12 protein-coding genes are annotated in these 16131 nt (G+C 71.9%); 3 read left to right on the top strand and 9 right to left on the bottom strand.

All coding sequences use genetic code 11. From position 1 onward, the window contains the following. The first annotated feature begins 64 nt into the window (after window positions 1-64). Window positions 65-529 carry a hypothetical protein gene (locus tag ACZ6ZR_RS21865; RefSeq protein ID WP_465644681.1) on the top strand — a complete coding sequence of 155 codons (465 nt, stop codon included), beginning with the start codon at window positions 65-67 and terminating at the stop codon, window positions 527-529. Window positions 530-1172: 643 nt separating this feature from the next. On the opposite strand, the gene ACZ6ZR_RS21860 is transcribed toward ACZ6ZR_RS21865, so the two are convergent. The 6 genes from ACZ6ZR_RS21860 to ACZ6ZR_RS21835 form a co-directional block, all read right to left on the bottom strand. Further along, complete coding sequence (locus tag ACZ6ZR_RS21860) at window positions 1173-1736, bottom strand: hypothetical protein (RefSeq protein ID WP_465644679.1); 564 nt, start codon at window positions 1734-1736, stop codon at window positions 1173-1175. Between the two features lie 113 nt (window positions 1737-1849). Then, window positions 1850-3547 (bottom strand): glycoside hydrolase family 27 protein, encoded by a 1698-nt coding sequence (locus ACZ6ZR_RS21855; protein WP_465644677.1) that lies wholly within the window; start codon window positions 3545-3547, stop codon window positions 1850-1852. 201 nt (window positions 3548-3748) lie between these two features. Continuing rightward, window positions 3749-4693, bottom strand: coding sequence for an expansin EXLX1 family cellulose-binding protein (locus tag ACZ6ZR_RS21850; protein WP_465644675.1), 945 nt, complete (start codon window positions 4691-4693; stop codon window positions 3749-3751). A 209-nt stretch (window positions 4694-4902) separates the two neighbouring features. Continuing rightward, entirely contained in the window at window positions 4903-5787 is an 885-nt protein-coding gene (locus ACZ6ZR_RS21845; protein WP_465644851.1) for a polysaccharide deacetylase family protein, read from the bottom strand. Window positions 5788-5939: 152 nt separating this feature from the next. Continuing rightward, window positions 5940-6935, bottom strand: coding sequence for a glycoside hydrolase family 11 protein (locus ACZ6ZR_RS21840; RefSeq protein ID WP_465644673.1), 996 nt, complete (start codon window positions 6933-6935; stop codon window positions 5940-5942). Window positions 6936-7268: 333 nt separating this feature from the next. After that, a complete protein-coding gene (locus ACZ6ZR_RS21835; RefSeq protein WP_465644671.1) occupies window positions 7269-8045 on the bottom strand; it encodes a helix-turn-helix domain-containing protein in 777 nt (258 codons plus the stop codon). A gap of 166 nt (window positions 8046-8211) precedes the next feature. Here ACZ6ZR_RS21835 and ACZ6ZR_RS21830 point away from each other — a divergent pair, with 166 nt between their 5' ends. Together ACZ6ZR_RS21830 and ACZ6ZR_RS21825 are read left to right on the top strand one after the other, a co-directional pair. Beyond that, window positions 8212-9027 carry a phytanoyl-CoA dioxygenase family protein gene (locus ACZ6ZR_RS21830; protein ID WP_465644669.1) on the top strand — a complete coding sequence of 272 codons (816 nt, stop codon included), beginning with the start codon at window positions 8212-8214 and terminating at the stop codon, window positions 9025-9027. After that, window positions 9024-9311 carry a hypothetical protein gene (locus ACZ6ZR_RS21825; RefSeq protein WP_465644667.1) on the top strand — a complete coding sequence of 96 codons (288 nt, stop codon included), beginning with the start codon at window positions 9024-9026 and terminating at the stop codon, window positions 9309-9311. The genes ACZ6ZR_RS21830 and ACZ6ZR_RS21825 overlap by 4 nt, the downstream gene beginning before the upstream one ends. Before the next feature lie 160 nt (window positions 9312-9471). Here the strand turns inward: ACZ6ZR_RS21825 and ACZ6ZR_RS21820 are convergent, their stop codons facing one another. The 3 genes from ACZ6ZR_RS21820 to ACZ6ZR_RS21810 form a co-directional block, all read right to left on the bottom strand. Beyond that, on the bottom strand, window positions 9472-11400 hold the full coding sequence (locus ACZ6ZR_RS21820) for a phosphatase PAP2 family protein (protein WP_465644665.1): 1929 nt from the start codon (window positions 11398-11400) through the stop codon (window positions 9472-9474). Window positions 11401-11433: 33 nt separating this feature from the next. Then, a complete protein-coding gene (locus ACZ6ZR_RS21815; RefSeq protein WP_465644663.1) occupies window positions 11434-12783 on the bottom strand; it encodes a jacalin-like lectin in 1350 nt (449 codons plus the stop codon). A 419-nt stretch (window positions 12784-13202) separates the two neighbouring features. Next, window positions 13203-15932 (bottom strand): beta-L-arabinofuranosidase domain-containing protein, encoded by a 2730-nt coding sequence (locus ACZ6ZR_RS21810; protein WP_465644661.1) that lies wholly within the window; start codon window positions 15930-15932, stop codon window positions 13203-13205. Between the last annotated feature and the right edge of the window lie 199 nt (window positions 15933-16131).

The following is a 16131-nucleotide window of genomic DNA, read 5'->3' as shown; positions in this document are numbered from 1 at the left end:
TGATGGAGAATCAGATCGCATGGTAACCATGGGAGTTTCCGGAGAACATTCGAAGGAGAACCACATGCGCACCACCCGAACGGCCGCCACCTCCACCGCACTCGCCGCCGCCGCTCTCGGCCTGGGCCTGCTGACCGCCGGCCCCGCCGCGGCCGCCGACGCCGGAAGCTGGCACGCCTACGGCAACACCAACCCGATCACCTCCAGCTCCAGCACCTGGCACTGCGCCGGCAGCAAAGCCGTCGCCTCCGACGTGATCGCGCAGGTCTGCGCGATCAGGTCGGCGGGCGGCGGCGCCGTCCAGAGCGCCGTGATCGTCCGCAACAACCGCTCCAGCCTCTTCTCCGTCCAGGCCGCCATGGACCTCTACAACTCCTCGGCCTCCCTCGGAAGTTGGGTCTGCTCCTCCTCCGGAGTCGGAGCCAACTCCTGGTCCGTCTGCTTCGGGAAGACCCTCTCCACCACGGCCGCCGTCGACTCCGTCGGCGCCGCCAACGGCGTCAACCTCGGCCTCTCCCCCAAGGTCTGACCCGCCCCCACGGTGGCGGGAACCCGTGCAGGTCCCTTCCCCCGCACCGCCCCGGTCGAGTGCCTGCTCGCGACATCGACGGCGGAGCCCGACGGCGGGGCCGGAACAGCCCCGTCTCACCTCCGCCCGGGCGATGGCTGTAGTAGCGAGCCGGCCGGCCCCCGCTCTCGAAGGTCCTGGCCTCCATGCCCAGCATCGCCCCCGCTACCCGCAGCTCCGGCTCCTCCATGACATCCGGCTGCGCGGGGAACTCGTGTGCTGCTGCGCCTCCCGGTGTGGCGGGCCATCTGGAGGAGGGCTGGCCGTGGGCCGGAGTAGCGCGGAGACCCGGCCGGACGGCCCGTCAGTCGGACCGCGGCGACCAGGAACGGCGCTGGGCAGGGCCGGGCGCCGGGTTGCCGGTCCGGGCCCGGCCCTGTGGTGGTTCAGCTCTTGCCGGCCAGGCGCCAGACCTGGTTCTTCTTGGTGGTCACGGCGCCGGCGGAGTCGCACGTTCAAGTCCCTTGTTAGCGCTAGCAATTCTGGGAACGAGCCGTACGCGGAACCGATCGGCCTGAGTGTCCCTCAGCATGTACAGGGCTAGCCAGAGTTCCGTCCGAAGAGGAGGCGGATGCTCCGCATCCACCTCCTCCCTCAGCGTCCCTCAGCGTCCGCGGAGCCGGACCGGACGGTCGCGGCGGTCCTCGACCGGGGTGGTCTTCGGGTCGGTGGCGGAGCGGATGGCGGCCAGCAGAGCGGGGAACTCGTGTGCTGCGGACCGGCCTTGGAAGGCGAGGCCGGGCTCCAGCGGGCTCCACCCGGTGTGGCGGGCGACCTGGACGTAGACCGAGCGCGGGCCGGAGTAGCGCGGGTACCCGGTCGGACGGCCCGTCAGGCGGACCACCGCGACCAGGTGGCCGACCGCGTTCCACCGCACCGTCAGCAGCGAGACCCCGGTCACCGACTCCCACGGGATGGTGGCCTCCGAGGGCCAGCCCGGCAGCCGGACCACCAGCCCCTCGGGCCCGACGGTCAGCCGCAGCGGCCGGACCACCGCGGCCACCATCACGGCGACCAGCACGCCCAGCGGCACCAGCAGGAACAGCATCGGCCCCGCCCCCGGCGCCAGCAGCGCGGCCACCGCACCGGCCAGCCACGCCGGTGCCGCCACCCAGGTCACCACCGTCACGAACAGCTGTGGCCGTAAGGTCAGTTGAGCATCCGTCATGGCGTGTCCCCCCGTAGTCGCCGTCGACACCCTCTCGGATACCCGTTCGGCGGACACCGCACGCGTCGGCGCCGGTCGGTCTGAGCCGGCCGGCGCCGACGGTGCGGAGCGGGTTACGGGAGGCCGGTCCACTTCTGGTTGTTCTGGCCGTTGCAGGTCCACAGGATGGCCTTGGTCCCGTTGGCGGTTCCCGCGTGGTCGGCGTCCAGGCACAGGCCGGCGTTGGCATTGCGGAGGGACCCGTCGGCCTGGGTGGTCCACTTCTGGTTGGCCTGGCCGTTGCAGGGCCAGATGATGACCTGGGTGCCCGCGGTGGTGCCCTGGTTGTAGGCGTCCAGGCACTTGTCGCCGTAGACGCGGATCTCGCCGCCCGCCCAGGAGGTCCACAGCTGGTTGGCGGAGGTGTGGCAGTCCCAGAGCAGCGTCGCCGACCCGGCCGCGGTGGCGGCGCGGTCCACGTCCAGGCAGCGGCCCGAGCCGGTGCCGCGCAGGCGTGCGGTGCTGGAGGCGACCGGGCTGCCGCCGGCCACCTTGAACACCGCGACACCGTGCGCCGGGACGCTCGCCGAGATCTGGCCGGAGGTGGTGGAGGTGCCGCCCGTCCACAGGTCGGTGAGGGTGAACGACCCTCCGGCGAGGCCGATCTGAGCGGCCGTCGTACCGACCGTCGCGGTGGTGCCGCCCCGGTTGAACAGGCCCACGGCGACCGAGCCGTCGGACAGCGGCTTGGCGAACACCTCGGTGTCGCCGTCGTCGCGCACCCGGCGCCCGCCCGCGCCGAGCGCGTCCTGGTTCACCGCCAGCAGGCGGGGGTTGCGCAGGACGTCGCTCACCTCGGCGGACATGGTGCGGATGTCGTTGCCCGCTATCAGGGGCGCCGAGAGCAGCGACCAGAGCGCGAAGTGGGAGCGGGACTCGGTGAGCGACAGCCCGGGGCGGCCGACCACCAGCATGTCGGGGTCGTTCCAGTGGCCGGGCCCCGACTGCGCGGCCAGCGGCGCGTCGACGTCGAGGACGTTGCCGACGCCCATCGGGTAGCTGTTGGTGTTGCCGTTCTGCCAGATGTCCAGCAGGTCCTCGGTGGTCCGCCAGAGGTCCGCGACCTGGCCCCAGTTGTACGCGGAGCCGGTGATGGCGTGGAAGCTGTTGGGGTTGATGCTGTAGACGATCGGGCGGCCGGTGGCGCGCAGGGAGTCGCGCATGAGGCTGAACTGCGCGACCTGCTGGTCCAGCGTGCCGGCCGAGGAGCACCAGTCGTACTTGAGGTAGTCCACGCCCCAGGAGGCGAACGAGGCGGCGTCCTGGGCCTCGTGGCCCTTGCTGCCGGTGGAGCCGGAGTAGGTGCCCACGCCCTGCGCGCAGGTCTTCTCGTTGGGCGCCTGGTAAATGCCGAACTTCAGGCCCTTGCCGTGGATGTAGTCCCCGAGCGCCTTCATCCCACCCGGGAACTTGGTCGGGTTGGCCCGGAGGTTGCCCGCGCCGTCACGCTGCGGGTCGAACCAGCAGTCGTCGACGACGACGTACTGGTAGCCGGCGGCCTTCATGCCCGAGGACACCATCGCGTCGGCGGCCTGGCGGACCTGCGACTCGTTGACGCCGCACCCGAAGCTGTTCCAACTGTTCCAGCCCAGCGGCGGAGTGGGCACGGCACTGCCCGCTGCAACGCTGCCCGCTGCGACGCCGGCCGGCGCGGCGCCGCCCGATGCGGCCTCGGCGGTCGCACCGGCTGTCGCGGTGGTGCAGGCGGCGAACAGCAGTGCGGCGGCCGCGAGATGACGCGGCCGCCGACCGTGGAGCCGTGTGGGAGCCATGGAGAGTTCCTTCCGGGACGGCGCCCGGCCTCCGGTACGGACCGGCGGCCGGGCGGGTTTCGGCGAGATTAACCACAGGTCACGAATTGAGCAAGGCCCTGAACAAATACAAGCCCCTTGGGACAGTGGGCAGTTGACGGAACGTCAAGTCAGCAGGCACTGTTGGTCTGGGCGCCCATCCGGTGCACGCCCCGCCGCGGCTCAGTGCGCCGCGAACTGCACCCCGGTCCGCTGGACCAGGTCCGGTTTGACCGCGATGCCGTCGACCGTCAGCTGCTCCCCGTAGATGTCGGTGATCCGGATCGAGCGGCCGCACCCGTCGCCGTCCTCCGCCAGGAAGTAGTTGAAGGAGGTCCGGGTCAGCACCCGCCAGCCCTTGGCCGCGCTCACCTCCAGCCGGGCGACCGGATTGCGGTGGTCGAGCACCTGGACGGCGCACCAGTACTGGCTCGACCCGGTCTTGTACCGGACCGACAGGTTGCCGACCGAGCCGGGGCTGAGCAGGCTCCAGGTGATCGGGAGGCGGCCCACCTTGAGGTCGGCCAGTTTGGCGAACGCCTCCTGGCTGAGGTCGAGTTGGCCCGGGGCGCAGGGCAGCGGGCACTCGTTGGTGATCCGCACGGTGATCGAGGCGCCGTTGGCCGCGCGCACCAGCACGTACGCGCCGCAGGCCCGCGAGGTCTCGTAGTCGGTGGTGTTCATCGCGGCCACCATCAGGTCCGCGGCCGGGCCGAACAGGCAGGCCCCGTTGCCGTCCTTGGCCTCGTAGGCGGTGGCCACACCCTGGTAGCTCGCCCCGGGCCTGATCCGTCCGCTCGACGGGGCCACGTTGCCGGTGGCCGACTGGGACGTGGCCGCCGAGGGCCGGGCCGAGGCGGAGCTCGGGCTCGGGCTCGGTGTGGCTTTCGGGCTCGAGCTCTGGCTGCCGGTCGGACTCGGCGTGCCGCTCGTGGTCGGACTCACCGGCGCGCTCGGGCTCTGGCTCGCACCATCCGCTGCCACAGGGGCAGTTGGCGACCCGGACGCCGCCACCCCCGTCCCGGTCCCGACGACGGGGGTGGCGGCGGCCGCGGCGGTCGGGCCGGTGTCGGTGGCGGGGCGCAGGGCCGCCACCGCGAGGCAGGCCAGCAGGCCCACCGTGCTCACGGCCGCCGTGGTGCCCAGCATCATCCTGCGTGAGCGCCTCCGCTGCCGTGCGGCCCGCCGCGTTCTCTGCGGCTCCGGCTGTGTGTCCGTCATGTCCGTTCCGTCCGTCCAGGGGAGATGGTGCTGCACTCCCCTGTTGCCGCGGCGGCCGGAAAGGTTGCCGAAGAGTTCGAAGAATTCTCCTACGGACTTCTCCGGATCGGGCAGGGTCAGGCCGTCCGGCAGCTGACGGCCGGCCAGGTGGTGTTGCCGTTGTGCTGGATCGTCAGGCCCCAGGCGTTGCCGCTGCCGTTGGGCTTGGCGACCAGGACCTGGCTGCTGGGGTAGGACGCGCTGACGTTCCAGGTGGCCAGCACCTTGGCGGGGGCCGGGACCTCCACCGTCACGGTCCAGTTGCTGGAGCCGCTGACCGCCACGTTGAGGTTGTACCGGTCGCCCCAGGACTGCCCCGCCGACAGGGTCGCGGTGCAGCCGCCGGGAGTGCCGCCGCCGGGGGCCACGGCCCGTCCGGTGGATGCGGAGATCATCCCCGCGCACAGCCCCTTGCCGGCCAGCAGCTGGGCGATCCGCGGGACGGCGGCCAGGGTGTTGGGGTAGCCGTCGTGCATCAGGATGACCTGACCGTTGGTCAGCCGTCCGGCGGCGGCGACGATCGCGTCGGTGCTCGCGTTGTCCCAGTCCCGCGAGTCGACGTCCCAGAGCATCTCGCGCAGGCCGAGCCTGGCCACGACCGCCTTGAGGTTGGCGTCGGTCGCGCCGTACGGCGGGCGGAACAGGGTGGGCGTTCCGCCCCCGGCCCGGGCGATCGCCCGCTGGGCCCGGGTGATCTCGGACTCCATCTGAGCCTGGCTCAGCTTGGTCATGTCCGGGTGGCTGTAGCTGTGGTTGGCCACCCACATGCCCGCGTCCACCTGGGCCTTGACCAGGGCCGGCCTGGCGTCGGCGAACTGGCCCTCGTTGAACATCGTGGCCCGCAGGCCGTTCTGCCGCAGCGAGTCCAGCAGGGTCTGCGCCCCGGTGGTCGGCCCGTCGTCGTAGGTGAGACCGACGTACCCGGCGGAGCAGGAGGCGGCCTGGGCGGGCGGGGTGCCCATGGCCACGGTGGAGGCGGCCGCGAGGGCGAGCACCGCGGCGCCGGTCAGCAGCGGCCGCAGCGCGCGGCCCAGCAACACACGGCCCAGCAGCACACGGCCCGGCAGCCCGCGCACCCGAACGCCCACCGGACGGCGCGTCAGAAGCCCGCGCATCAGGCGGCGCTGCACGAGACGGCGGGCCAGGTCCAGTTCCCGTTGGGTTGGACCGTCACCCCGAAGGTGTTGCCGTTGCCGTTCGGCGTGGCCACCATGGTCTGCCCGTTCGGGAAGCTGGTCGCGGTGTTCCAGGTGGACAGGACCTTCGCCGGGGACGGCACGTTCATCGTCACGGTCCAGTTGCTGGAGCCGCTGACCGCGACGTTGAGGTTGTAGCGGTCGCCCCAGGACTGGCCGGCCGAGAGGGTGGCGGAGCAGCTGCCCGGGCCCGGGCCGGGACCAGGGCCGGTCGAGCCGGAGTCCACGGTGATGTCGGAGCTGCCGCTGCTCTGGTAGCCCTCGGTCGCCAGGATCATGTAGTTCATGGTGCCGAGCTGCATGCCCGCCCGGGACCAGGCGTCGAAGTGGTTGCCGGTGGTGATGGTGCCGCCGGTCCGCTTGCTCTGCCGGACGCTCCAGTACTGGTTGAAGGTCTTGTTGCCCTCGATGGAGGGCGCGTTGTACCGGGTGGTCTGGTAGATGTCGTAGGTGCCGCCGTCGCTGGTGACGGTGCCCTTGAAGGTGCCGGTGGGGCGGTAGGTGCCCCAGTTGTCGACGATGTAGTACTCGACCAGCGGGTTGGTGGACCAGCCGTAGAGCGTCAGGTAGGCGTTGCCGGACGGGTTGAAGCTGCCGGAGTAGGTCACCGCGCGGCGGCTGCCGGTGGCCCAGCCCTTGCCTGCGACGAAGTTGCCGGTGTTGCTCCACCGGGTGCTGTAGTGGCCGCCGGCGCTCAGGTTCATGGAGACCGAGCCGGGGCTGTCGGTCCAGAACGAGTAGTAGTAGCCGTTGTCGGTGCCGGTCCGGTTGGAGGTCACCACGGTGTCGGCGTGGGCGGCCGAGACCGGGAGCGTCAGCGCGACGAGCAGCGCCATCAGCAGGGTGCAGGTGGTCCTGACGAACCGTCGGATGCCGCCGGGTCCCGGGGCCTCGGTTCGAACGATCGTGTCCATGTGCCTACTTCCTCTTCGTGTACGCCGTGGGGTGCGTGCGGCGCGGAGCGGGCCGGCTCGGGGCGGGATCGCTCAACGCGGTGAAGCGGCAAAACAGTTGAGAACACCGGGCCGTGGGGGCGGCGCCGATGACGACCAGTGTGCCCACCCGTCATCTGCTGTCAATACATTCGACACATGTGACGAAAGATTCGCATCGGCGTCGGAGGTCCGGAGACCGACAACAGGGCAGGCCAGTGCGGTCGGAGGCCGATCCAGCGGCCAGATTCAGCCGCGGGTGCGATCGAATCACCGTGGCGGGCCGATGAAATGCCACCGAAACTTTCGAAGCCTCTACGGCCGGGCGGCCCGGACACTTCGCGGGGACGCCCCGAGTTCGCGGCGGCAGGTCTTGTTGAACGCCTGGAGGTCCGGGATGCCGACCGAGGCGGCCACCGCCGGGATGGAGAGCGTGGTGGCCTGGAGGAAGTGCCGGGCCCGCTCCATCCGCCGGGACCGCAGGTAGCCGACCACCGTCTCGCCGGTGGCGGCCCGGAACAGCCGGGTCAGGTGGTTGTGCGAGACACCGACCTCCCGGGCGATCTCCGGTACCGCCAGCGGCTCGGACAGCCGCGCCTCGATCAGCGCCACCGCCGCCGTCACCGCCGGGTGCACGGCCACCGCGCTGCGCTCCTGCGGCGGACCGAGCCGGGCGGCCCGCCACAGCGCACCCCAGACCTCCGCCACGGCGCGGGCCGGGGTGTGCGGCCAGGCCGCCACGGCCTGGTTCAACTGGGCGGTGAGGAAAGAGAGTTCGGGACCGGCGGGCTGGATCACCGGGACGCTCGTCGGCGTGCCGGAGGCACGCAGCCGCAGGTGCGCGTACAGGTGCTCGGAGCGCCCCCGGTACCGGTAGCGGACCTCCGTGCCTGGCGGCACCAGGCTGACCCAGCCCGGGCGGATCAGGTGCGGCGTCCCGTCCACCGTCAAGTCGGCGTGGTAGCCGTAGAGATGGAACTGCCAGAGGTCCGGTAGCGAGAACACGTCCACCTGCCCGGCCGGCCCGTGCACGCTCCGCCCGACGGCGGCGAGCTCCGGGGGCTGGTCGAGGTGGACGGCGACCGTCTGCATGATCGAGTGTTCTACCACGTCCGCGCTCGCGCCGATCCGCAGGCCGTGACCCTGCGGCAGCCCGGCGAGGGGCAGGACGGCGGCGGCCGGGCAGGGTGAGAATCGACCAGTGGAGGGTGAGCACGTCCCACCCGGAGCGCCGCCGGGCACGCCTAGCGTGGCCGTCATGGAAAACAGCCAAGTACTGCTCGGCTCGGCGCAGATGGCGAGCTTCGTCGCTCGCGGGGCGCTGCGGCTGGACGCGGTGGTCCCGCCCGAGATGAACGCGGAGGGCCTGGCGGTGCTGGCGGACGACGTGCCGCCGGTGCCGTACGGGACGCCGGTGTCGGCCGCCTACCCGGAGGGGTCCTTCGTCCGGCGGCTGCTCGCGCTGCCGCAGGTCGCCGGGGCACTGCACAGCCTGGTGGGTCCGGAGCCGACGGTGGACCACCACTTCGTGCACACCCGCGAGCCGCACGGCGGCGAGGCCCAGCCGCTGCACGGGGACGCCGTCATCGACGTCCGGCCGGACGCCTTCGACGTCCAACTCATGTACTACCCGCAGGCGGTGACGCTGGAGATGGGCGGCACCCTGACCGTCCCGGGCAGCCACCTACGCCGGATCAACGAGTCGGACACCGGCCGCTACCAGAACCTGCGCGGTCAGGACCGGCTGGTCTGCCCGGCCGGGACGGTGGTGTTTCTGCACCACGGGATCTGGCACGGCGGCCGCCGCAACGACAGCGGCGTCCTCCGCTACATGTTCAAGATCCGCTTCAACCCGACGGTGCGCCAGCAGCGGCTCTGGGACACCTCGGACCTCCACGACCCGCAGGTGCGGCGGGAGTTGGACGCGGTCTTCCCCTGGTACGAGGGAGCCACCGGCCGGCTGGAGCGCTACAACCGCATCCTGCTCTGGCGCGAACTGACCGGTGACGACGGCTTCGACCTCGACCACTGGGTGACCAGGGTCTCCAACCGCCCGAAGGAGATGGCGATATGACCGACGGCACGGCCCGCCAGCAGGTACTGGTGCTCTACCTGGACACCTCCGCCCTGGACTCCTACGTACGGGGCTGGGCCCGCTACGACGGCACCGGACAGACCCAGCCGACCACCGGCGACAGCGACGAGCCGCCGTACGAGACGGGGGTGGCGGCGCTCCGGGACGGCTGGCGGCTGTTCCAGGCCTCGCAGTTGATCCCGCCGTACCCGGGCCACGAGTACGACGTGTCCTTCCTCAAGCACGAGTTCTTCTTCGAACGGATCGTCAGCACCCCGGCCTGACGGAGGCGCTACCGGATGTCCGGTAGGGGCTGTTCGGACCAGATCGTCTTGACCGCGCGCCTCGACCTGCGGACCGAGGCGTACGACCCCTCCTGACCGCCGGAAGTCCGAACGGCCCGCCGCACCGACGGGTGCGGCGGGCCGTGGGGGTGACGTGCCGTCAGGCGCGGGTCAGCCGGACGCGGAGGCCCTGGTGGGTGTAGAGCGGGAAGGCCCGGTAGCCCGGGGCGTCCACGCGGATGGTGGTGAAGCGGCCGCGGAGGGAGCGGCTGTCCACGACGGTCAGCTCCGTGTCGTGCTTCGGCGTCCAGCCGGCGAGGCGGAGGACCAGGGTGCTGTCGTCGGCCAGCGCCGCGCGGCCGGCCACCCGGAGGGCGGGGTCGCGGTCCTGGCGGAGCGTCACCTCCAGGGTGGCGCAGCCGGTCTGCGCGTAGTCGCCGTGCACCCGGACGCTGCCGCGCCGCTGGTCCAGGCGCAGGGTGCCGCCCGCCAAGCGGAGGTCGCCGCGCCCGAGGGCGTCCCGGGAGCCCGCCGTCAGGACGCCCTCGCGGACCACCGTCGCGCCGGTGTAGCGGTTGGTGCCGGTGAGGGTGAGGGCGCCGGTGCCGAGCTTGGTCAGGCCGCCGGCGCCGTCGATGTCGTTGCGCCAGCTGTCCGCCGCCGCGAAGCCGCCGCGGGCGGCGTACATGGTGACCCGGACGTCCCGGTCGAAGGTGCCGTAGCCGTCGGCGGCGGTGAACAGGTCGAGCCGGCCCCAGAGTTCGGGGCCGTCGAGCAGCGCGTGGCCGGAGGGAAGGGCGGTGCTGCGCAGCACCTCCCTGCGCTGGGCGGCGTCGAGGTAGGGCAGCCGGGTCTCCAGCAGCACCTCCGCGCCCTTGGGGACGGTCATCGGCACCGCGCGGCCGCGGCGCGGCAGCCCGTAGGTGAGCCGGTGCCGGACGGCCGCCGCGTTGGCCTCACGGTCCGCGTACGGGTCGGTGCCGGGGGCGGCCGAGTGCGCGCGGGCGTACAGGGTGTCGGCGGTGGAGCCGGTCCGGTCCTGGAAGTAGGCCAGTGCCTGGGCCCTTGCGGCGGCCTTGAGTTCGGCGTTGACCGGGTCGGCCAGGGTGGCGGCGGTCAGCGCGGTGGCCAGCGTGCGGCCGCTGATCACGTCGACCGGCGAGTGCATCCCGGCCACGATCCGGGTGTGGCCGAGCTCGAAGGCCCGGGCGACCAGCTCCTGGAAGCGCTCGGGCACCGCGTAGGCGAGCGCCAGGGCGGACATGTGCAGGGCGTTGGTGTGGCCGCTCGGGTAGCCGCCGTCCTCGGCCGGGGTGGTGCTGCGCTGGCGCAGCAGCTGCGGGGCGACGATCACCTCCGAGCGGTAGACCGGGTAGCCGTAGGCGTCCTTGGCCCCGGTGTCGACGACGGTGGAGTCCTCCGTCATCCGCCAGGGGCGCGGGTAGCGGTAGGCGGACTTGCTCGGGTTGCCGGAGGCGAAGGGGCCGCGCACCGTGTTCACCAGGCGTACCACCTGGCCGAGTTCGGAGTCGGGCGAGCCCGCGCCGAGCGAGGAGCCGGGCGGGGCGTCGGCCGGGACGGTCTCGTCGATCTTGGTCGCCGGGGTTCCGTCCGGAGCCGAGGTGATGCTGGTGACGGCCTTGGCGCCGGCCTTGTAGAGCTCAGCGAGCGGGCCGAGACCGGCGATCACCGAGTAGCTCTGGTGCTGGCGGTCGATGATGAACGCCAGCCGGGCCTCGGCGTCGGTGCGCGTGGCGGTGATCCGGGCGCAGTAGCGCATGTTGGCGCGCAGCAGGTCGGCCATCAGCGGGGAGCCGGTGTCCCAGGTGGGGCCGGTCTTCCAGACCTTGCTCATCCCGCCGAGGATGCGGACCGCCGCGTTGCCCTGGGGGGTGAGGTCGGCGGGGGTGTTGGTCCGGTAGGCGTCCACGAAGGGGGCGGGCGCGGTGGCGGCGGGCGCGGTGGCGGCGGCCGCCTTGGCCGGGTTGGCCAGCCAGCCGAAGGCGGTGGGGGCGGCGACCAGGGCGGCGGAGGCGCCGGTCGAGGCGCGCAGGAAGCCGCGCCGGTCCATTGTGTTGAGGTTCGTCATGGCCGTTCTCTGTTCTGGGGTCGGGGGGAGGTGTCAGCGGCGGGTGTAGAGCAGGCCGAGCTTGTCGACCTCGCCGCCCGCCCGGCCGGTGAACCCGGCGATCTGCCAGCCGTCCGGCGCGGTGCGGGTGACGCAGTCGCCGGTGGTGGTGCCGGCGGCCAGCGTGCGGCCCAGGTTGGTGGTGAACTGGGCGCGGAAGATCCGGGTGCGGCCGTTGTACGAACCCCGGCACAGCACGGCCGAGTTGAGGTACTCGCCGGTGCCGAGGGTGAGCGAGACGGCGGTGCCGCCGGTGCCGCCGTGGGTGAGCGCGGTGCCGTTCGCCAGGGTCAGGCCGACCTGGTCCAGCCGGGAGGCGCCGCGCAGGGTGAGCACGGTGGCCCGGGCGCCGGCCGGGACAGCGGGCAGGTCGTTGAAGTGGTCGCCGTGCGGGCCGCCGAACTGCTCGGAGCCGCGGTAGTCGGCGCTCTCGCTCCAGCTGAGACCGACCGCGACCGGGAAGTGGTCGGAGAGCATCTTGCCCTCGGCGTTCACGAAGTCGGCGTGCTTGTTGGTGTACGAGGTCGCGCTGAGCGAGAGCTGGCGGCTGCCCCGGTAGAGCACCTTGTCGACCACCTCGCAGGTGTCGGTGACCGCGTTCTCGTCGCAGAGCAGCGCCGGGGCGCCGGGTGCGGGGGCAACGCCTCCGCGCTCCAACTGCACCCAGGCGTCGGTGAGTTGGTTGGCGGCGGCGAAGGCGCCGATGGTGTCCTCGGCCCGGGTGTAGCGGGTGTTGGTGTCACCCATCACCAGCACCGCGTTCCCGGCCGAGTGGCTCTGCACGAAGGCGGAGAGCTGGGCCAGGTTGGCGGCCCGGGCGGTCAGGTCACCGGGCTCGGTCCCGGCGTCGGTGTGCAGGTTGTAGACGTCCAGGTAGGCGCCCTCGGCCAGCCGGGTCCGCAGGAAGGTGAAGCCCTTCGGGGTCAGGCAGTCGCCCGAGCCGATGTAGCAGGTGTCCCACTTGACCCGCTCGAAGTCGTCCGTGTCGTAGGGGAATTGGGAGAGGGTGTTGAGCCCGCTGCCGATCGCCGCTCCCCCGCTGGTGGGGGTCCGGTAGGGGTGCGTGGTGTCGGCGGCGTACAGCGCGGCGTGGTAGTTGAAGTCCTCCTCCACGTTCACGATCGCGTACGGGCCGAGCCGCTGGCCGATCGCGGTGGTGCTGGCCGCCCGGTCGGTGGAGGCGCTGGAGAGCACCTGGGGCAGTCCGGCCACGTTGTAGCTGAGCACCGTGAACGTGCCGGAGGCCGGGGCGGGGGCGGTCTCGGCGTGGGCGCCGGTGGTGGTGGCGAGGCCGAGGGTGGCGGCGAGCACCGTGGCGGCGAGGGCGCAGCGGGCAGCGGGCATGAGCGCTCCGATCAGGGAAGCTGGGGCGGTGACCGGAGGCTATGGGCGTGAACTTGTCCAGTCAACGGCGCCTCTGACGCCCGATCAGGCGCTGACCTGGGCTTTTACCAGTTCCCGCCCATCCCACCGGGAAAGGTTCTGTGAGCGTTAACAGGGCGTTCCCCTGCCCTACCCCAAAGGGCGCCCCGCCCGGATCGCTCCAGGTGGGACGCCCTCGGCGTCGGCGGCCGCCGTCAGTCCTGCCGGCTGCGGCGGGCGACCAGGGCGAGCAGCAGGCCGATCCCGGCCGCCAAGGTGGCGACCCCCGCCAGCAGCGGGCCGAACCGGCTCCGGACAGGGCGCGGTGCGATCCGAGGATTTTCATCCGGCGGTCTACCCGCCGCCCCCGGCCCGGCGGGCGGGGGCGGCCTGACGGCGGATCAGACGAAGCGCCAGAGGTGGTCGTTGGTGCCGTTGTCGTCCCAGAGCACGACCTGGGCACCGTTGGCGGTCGAGGCGCCGGAGACGCCGAGGACCCGCCCGCCGTTGGCGCACTGGATCTTGAAGGTGTCGCCACCCGCGTGCCGCAGGCGCCAGCGGTGGTCCGCGGCGCCGTTGTCGGCCCACTGGACCAGCCGGGAGCCGTTGGCGGTGGCGCCGTTCTCCACGCCGAGCACCTTGCCGCTGTTGGAATTGCGCAGCCGCAGGTAGCCGCCGGTGTCGACCACGGCGGTCCAGAGGTGGTCCCAGGTCCCGTTGTCGTCCCACTGGATGACCAGGCCGCCGTCGGCGGTGGACATGGCCTGCACGCCGAGCACCCGCCCGCTGGCCACGTTCTGGATCTTCCGGGCGCCGTCGGGCACGAACTGCCACTGGGCGGAGGCGGCCCCGCTGTCGGGCACCTGCACGGCGAAGGCGCCGTTGGAGGTGGAGGCGCCCGCGATGCCGAGCAGCTTGCCGCTGTTGGCGTTCTGGAGCTTGTGGTAGCCGTTGCCGGCGTCCACCACCGTCCAGCGGTGGTCGGCGGTGCCGCTGTCGGACCACTGGAGGACGGTGGCGTTGTCAGCGGTGGACATGTCCTTCACGCCGAGCACCTTGCCGCTGTTGGCGTTCCGCAGCCGCAGCGTGCTGCCGTCCACCACCGGGATCCAGTTGTGGTCGGCGGTGCCCGAGTCGTTCCACTGGAGGGCGAGGCCGCCGTCGGCGGTGGACATGTTCTGGATGCCGAGGACCAGGCCGCTGGCCGCGTTGAGCAGCCGGAAGCCGGTGCCGCCGGCGCCGGTGCGCCAGTAGACGGTGTAGTTGAAGCCCTGCGCCTCGTGGAACGGGCCGAGCCCGACCGACGCCCCGTCAGCCGTCGCGGTGAAGGCGAGCGCGGTGGTGCTGGTGCGGGTGATCGAGCTGGGGTCCAGCACCGGCAGGGCGGAGAGAGTGCTGCTGCCATAGTTGCCGGCCAGCACGGCGGGGCCGTAAGTCACCGCCGCCACGGCCGAGTTGTCGTTGGAGGCCTGCACCGTCACCTTCATCGGGAGCTTGAGGGTGACGGTGTCGCCGGAGGTCCAGGATCGGGTCAGGGTGGCGTAGCTGCCCGGGGTGGTGGTGATGGACTGGGCGGTGCCGTTGACGCTGACCGTGGCGCCGGTGGTCCAGGCGGGGATGCGCAGCCGCATCGACCAGCTGCCGCTCACCGAGCCGGCGACCTTGAAGGTGATGGTGTCCTCGGCCGGGTACGCGGTGGTCTGGGTGACGGTGATGCCGCGTTCGGTCCAGCTCAGCTCCGAGGGGACGTACAGGTTCACCGTCAGGGTGGTGCCGTCCTGGAAGTACACCGAGTCCATCAGCTTGGTGTTGGACTCGATGCCGGTGCCCTGGCAGCACCAGAAGGTGCCGTAGTCGGTGCTCCAGGTGCCGCCGCCCCAGGCCGGGCCCTTGCCCCGGCGGCCGCCCGGGTTGAGCGGGGTGAAGTAGGTGACGTGGCCGTGCGGGTCCGAAGGGTTCTGCGCGCCGATGACGTGGTTGAGCAGCGCCTTCTCGTAGAAGTCGAAGTAGTCCGCCCGGTCGGGGGTGAGTTGCCAGAGCTCCCGGGTCAGCTTGAGCATGTTGTAGGAGTTGCAGAGCTCACAGGTGTCGGAGACCAGCTGACCGGCTATCACGTTCGGGGCGCGGAAGTGCTCGGCCTGGCTGTTGCCGCCGATCGCGTAGGTGTGCGCGGAGGTGGTGATGGCCCAGGCGTTGGTGGCGATGTCGCGGTAGCGGGCGGCGCCGCCGGCCTTGTACTCGCGCGCGGCGCCGATCCACTTGGGCACCTGGGTGTTGGCGTGCAGCCCGTTCAACCGGTCCTGGTTGGCGGCCAGCGGATCGAAGACCGAGGCGTGGTCGAAGCGCTGGGCCACCGTCAGCCAGCGGCTGTCACCAGACTGCAGCGACAGGTCGGCCAGCACCTCGTTCATGCCGCCGAACTCGGTGCCCAGCACCGACTGCATGGTGGCGTAGCTCAGCGCGGCGGTGCGGCGGTCGGCCCAGCCGGCCAGGGCGAGCAGCACGTCCCGGGCCTGGGTGCTGCCCATCAGGCGCCAGACGTCGAGCAGGCCGGCCATGGTCTTGTGCACGCAGTAGTACGGCACGTTCCCGCCGGTCGAGCGCCCGGCCTCCAGGTTGGCGAAGTCGGACTCCGGGAAGCCGGAGAGGTAGCCGGCCGAGAAGCCCGCGGCGGCGTTGTTGGCCTGGCACTTGGCGAGTTCCGCCACCATCAGGTTGGCCTTGTCGCGGCAGGTGGTGTCGCCGAGCGCGGCGTAGGCCTGGGCCCAGGCGGAGAGGAAGTGGCCCTGCGCGTGGGTGCGGAACGGGAACGCGGGGTCGTCCCAACCGCCATTCGGGGAGGCCGCGTTGGTGGAGAGCTTGTGGTTCGCGCGGAAGTTGTAGAGCAGGCGGTCGACGTCCACGAAGCGGAGGTAGGCCAGGGTGCGGTTCTGGTTCTCCAGCCAGCGGCCGCCGGTGAGTCTGACCTGCCCGAGCCGGAACGGGAGGGTGGACACTCCGGCGTCGGCCGTGACCGGATCGGTCTCGGCCACGGCGGTGCCGGGGGCGAGCACCGGTCCGGCGGCGACGGCCACGGCCGCCGCACCGGTCACCTTGATGACAGTGCGGCGGCTGAAGGAGTGAGTCGGCATGGCGGACTCCCTGGTCCATGGGTGGGGGGCGCCGGGAGCCCAGAAACCGGGCCCTCCAAGCGTGTTACCAGAGTGTTAACGCTAACAATTGGCGTGTCAAGACTCCTAGTGCCGTGCCCGGCAAGGTTTGCCCCGTCGCGTCGTTCGGTGCGTGCTATCGGCGTGCCGGGCGAAGGCCCGTCGTAGCGGAGCTACCCGG

The sequence above is a fragment of the Kitasatospora sp. NPDC088742 genome (assembly GCF_055584905.1).
The sequence above is the reverse complement of the archived record's forward strand: the minus strand, read 5'-3'. Positions and strand labels throughout refer to the sequence as shown.

Bases quoted from the DNA above. Each gene is read 5' to 3' on its own strand.
- ACZ6ZR_RS21835 (WP_465644671.1), bottom strand. From the start codon at position 8,045: ATGCAGACGGTCGCCGTCCACCTCGACCAGCCCCCGGAGCTCGCCGCC.
- ACZ6ZR_RS21820 (WP_465644665.1), bottom strand. From the start codon at position 11,400: ATGACGAACCTCAACACAATGGACCGGCGCGGCTTCCTGCGCGCCTCG.
- ACZ6ZR_RS21860 (WP_465644679.1), bottom strand. From the start codon at position 1,736: ATGACGGATGCTCAACTGACCTTACGGCCACAGCTGTTCGTGACGGTG.
- ACZ6ZR_RS21810 (WP_465644661.1), bottom strand. From the start codon at position 15,932: ATGCCGACTCACTCCTTCAGCCGCCGCACTGTCATCAAGGTGACCGGT.
- ACZ6ZR_RS21840 (WP_465644673.1), bottom strand. From the start codon at position 6,935: ATGGACACGATCGTTCGAACCGAGGCCCCGGGACCCGGCGGCATCCGA.
- ACZ6ZR_RS21855 (WP_465644677.1), bottom strand. From the start codon at position 3,547: ATGGCTCCCACACGGCTCCACGGTCGGCGGCCGCGTCATCTCGCGGCC.
- ACZ6ZR_RS21815 (WP_465644663.1), bottom strand. From the start codon at position 12,783: ATGCCCGCTGCCCGCTGCGCCCTCGCCGCCACGGTGCTCGCCGCCACC.
- ACZ6ZR_RS21830 (WP_465644669.1), top strand. From the start codon at position 8,212: ATGGAAAACAGCCAAGTACTGCTCGGCTCGGCGCAGATGGCGAGCTTC.
- ACZ6ZR_RS21865 (WP_465644681.1), top strand. From the start codon at position 65: ATGCGCACCACCCGAACGGCCGCCACCTCCACCGCACTCGCCGCCGCC.
- ACZ6ZR_RS21845 (WP_465644851.1), bottom strand. From the start codon at position 5,787: ATGGGCACCCCGCCCGCCCAGGCCGCCTCCTGCTCCGCCGGGTACGTC.
- ACZ6ZR_RS21825 (WP_465644667.1), top strand. From the start codon at position 9,024: ATGACCGACGGCACGGCCCGCCAGCAGGTACTGGTGCTCTACCTGGAC.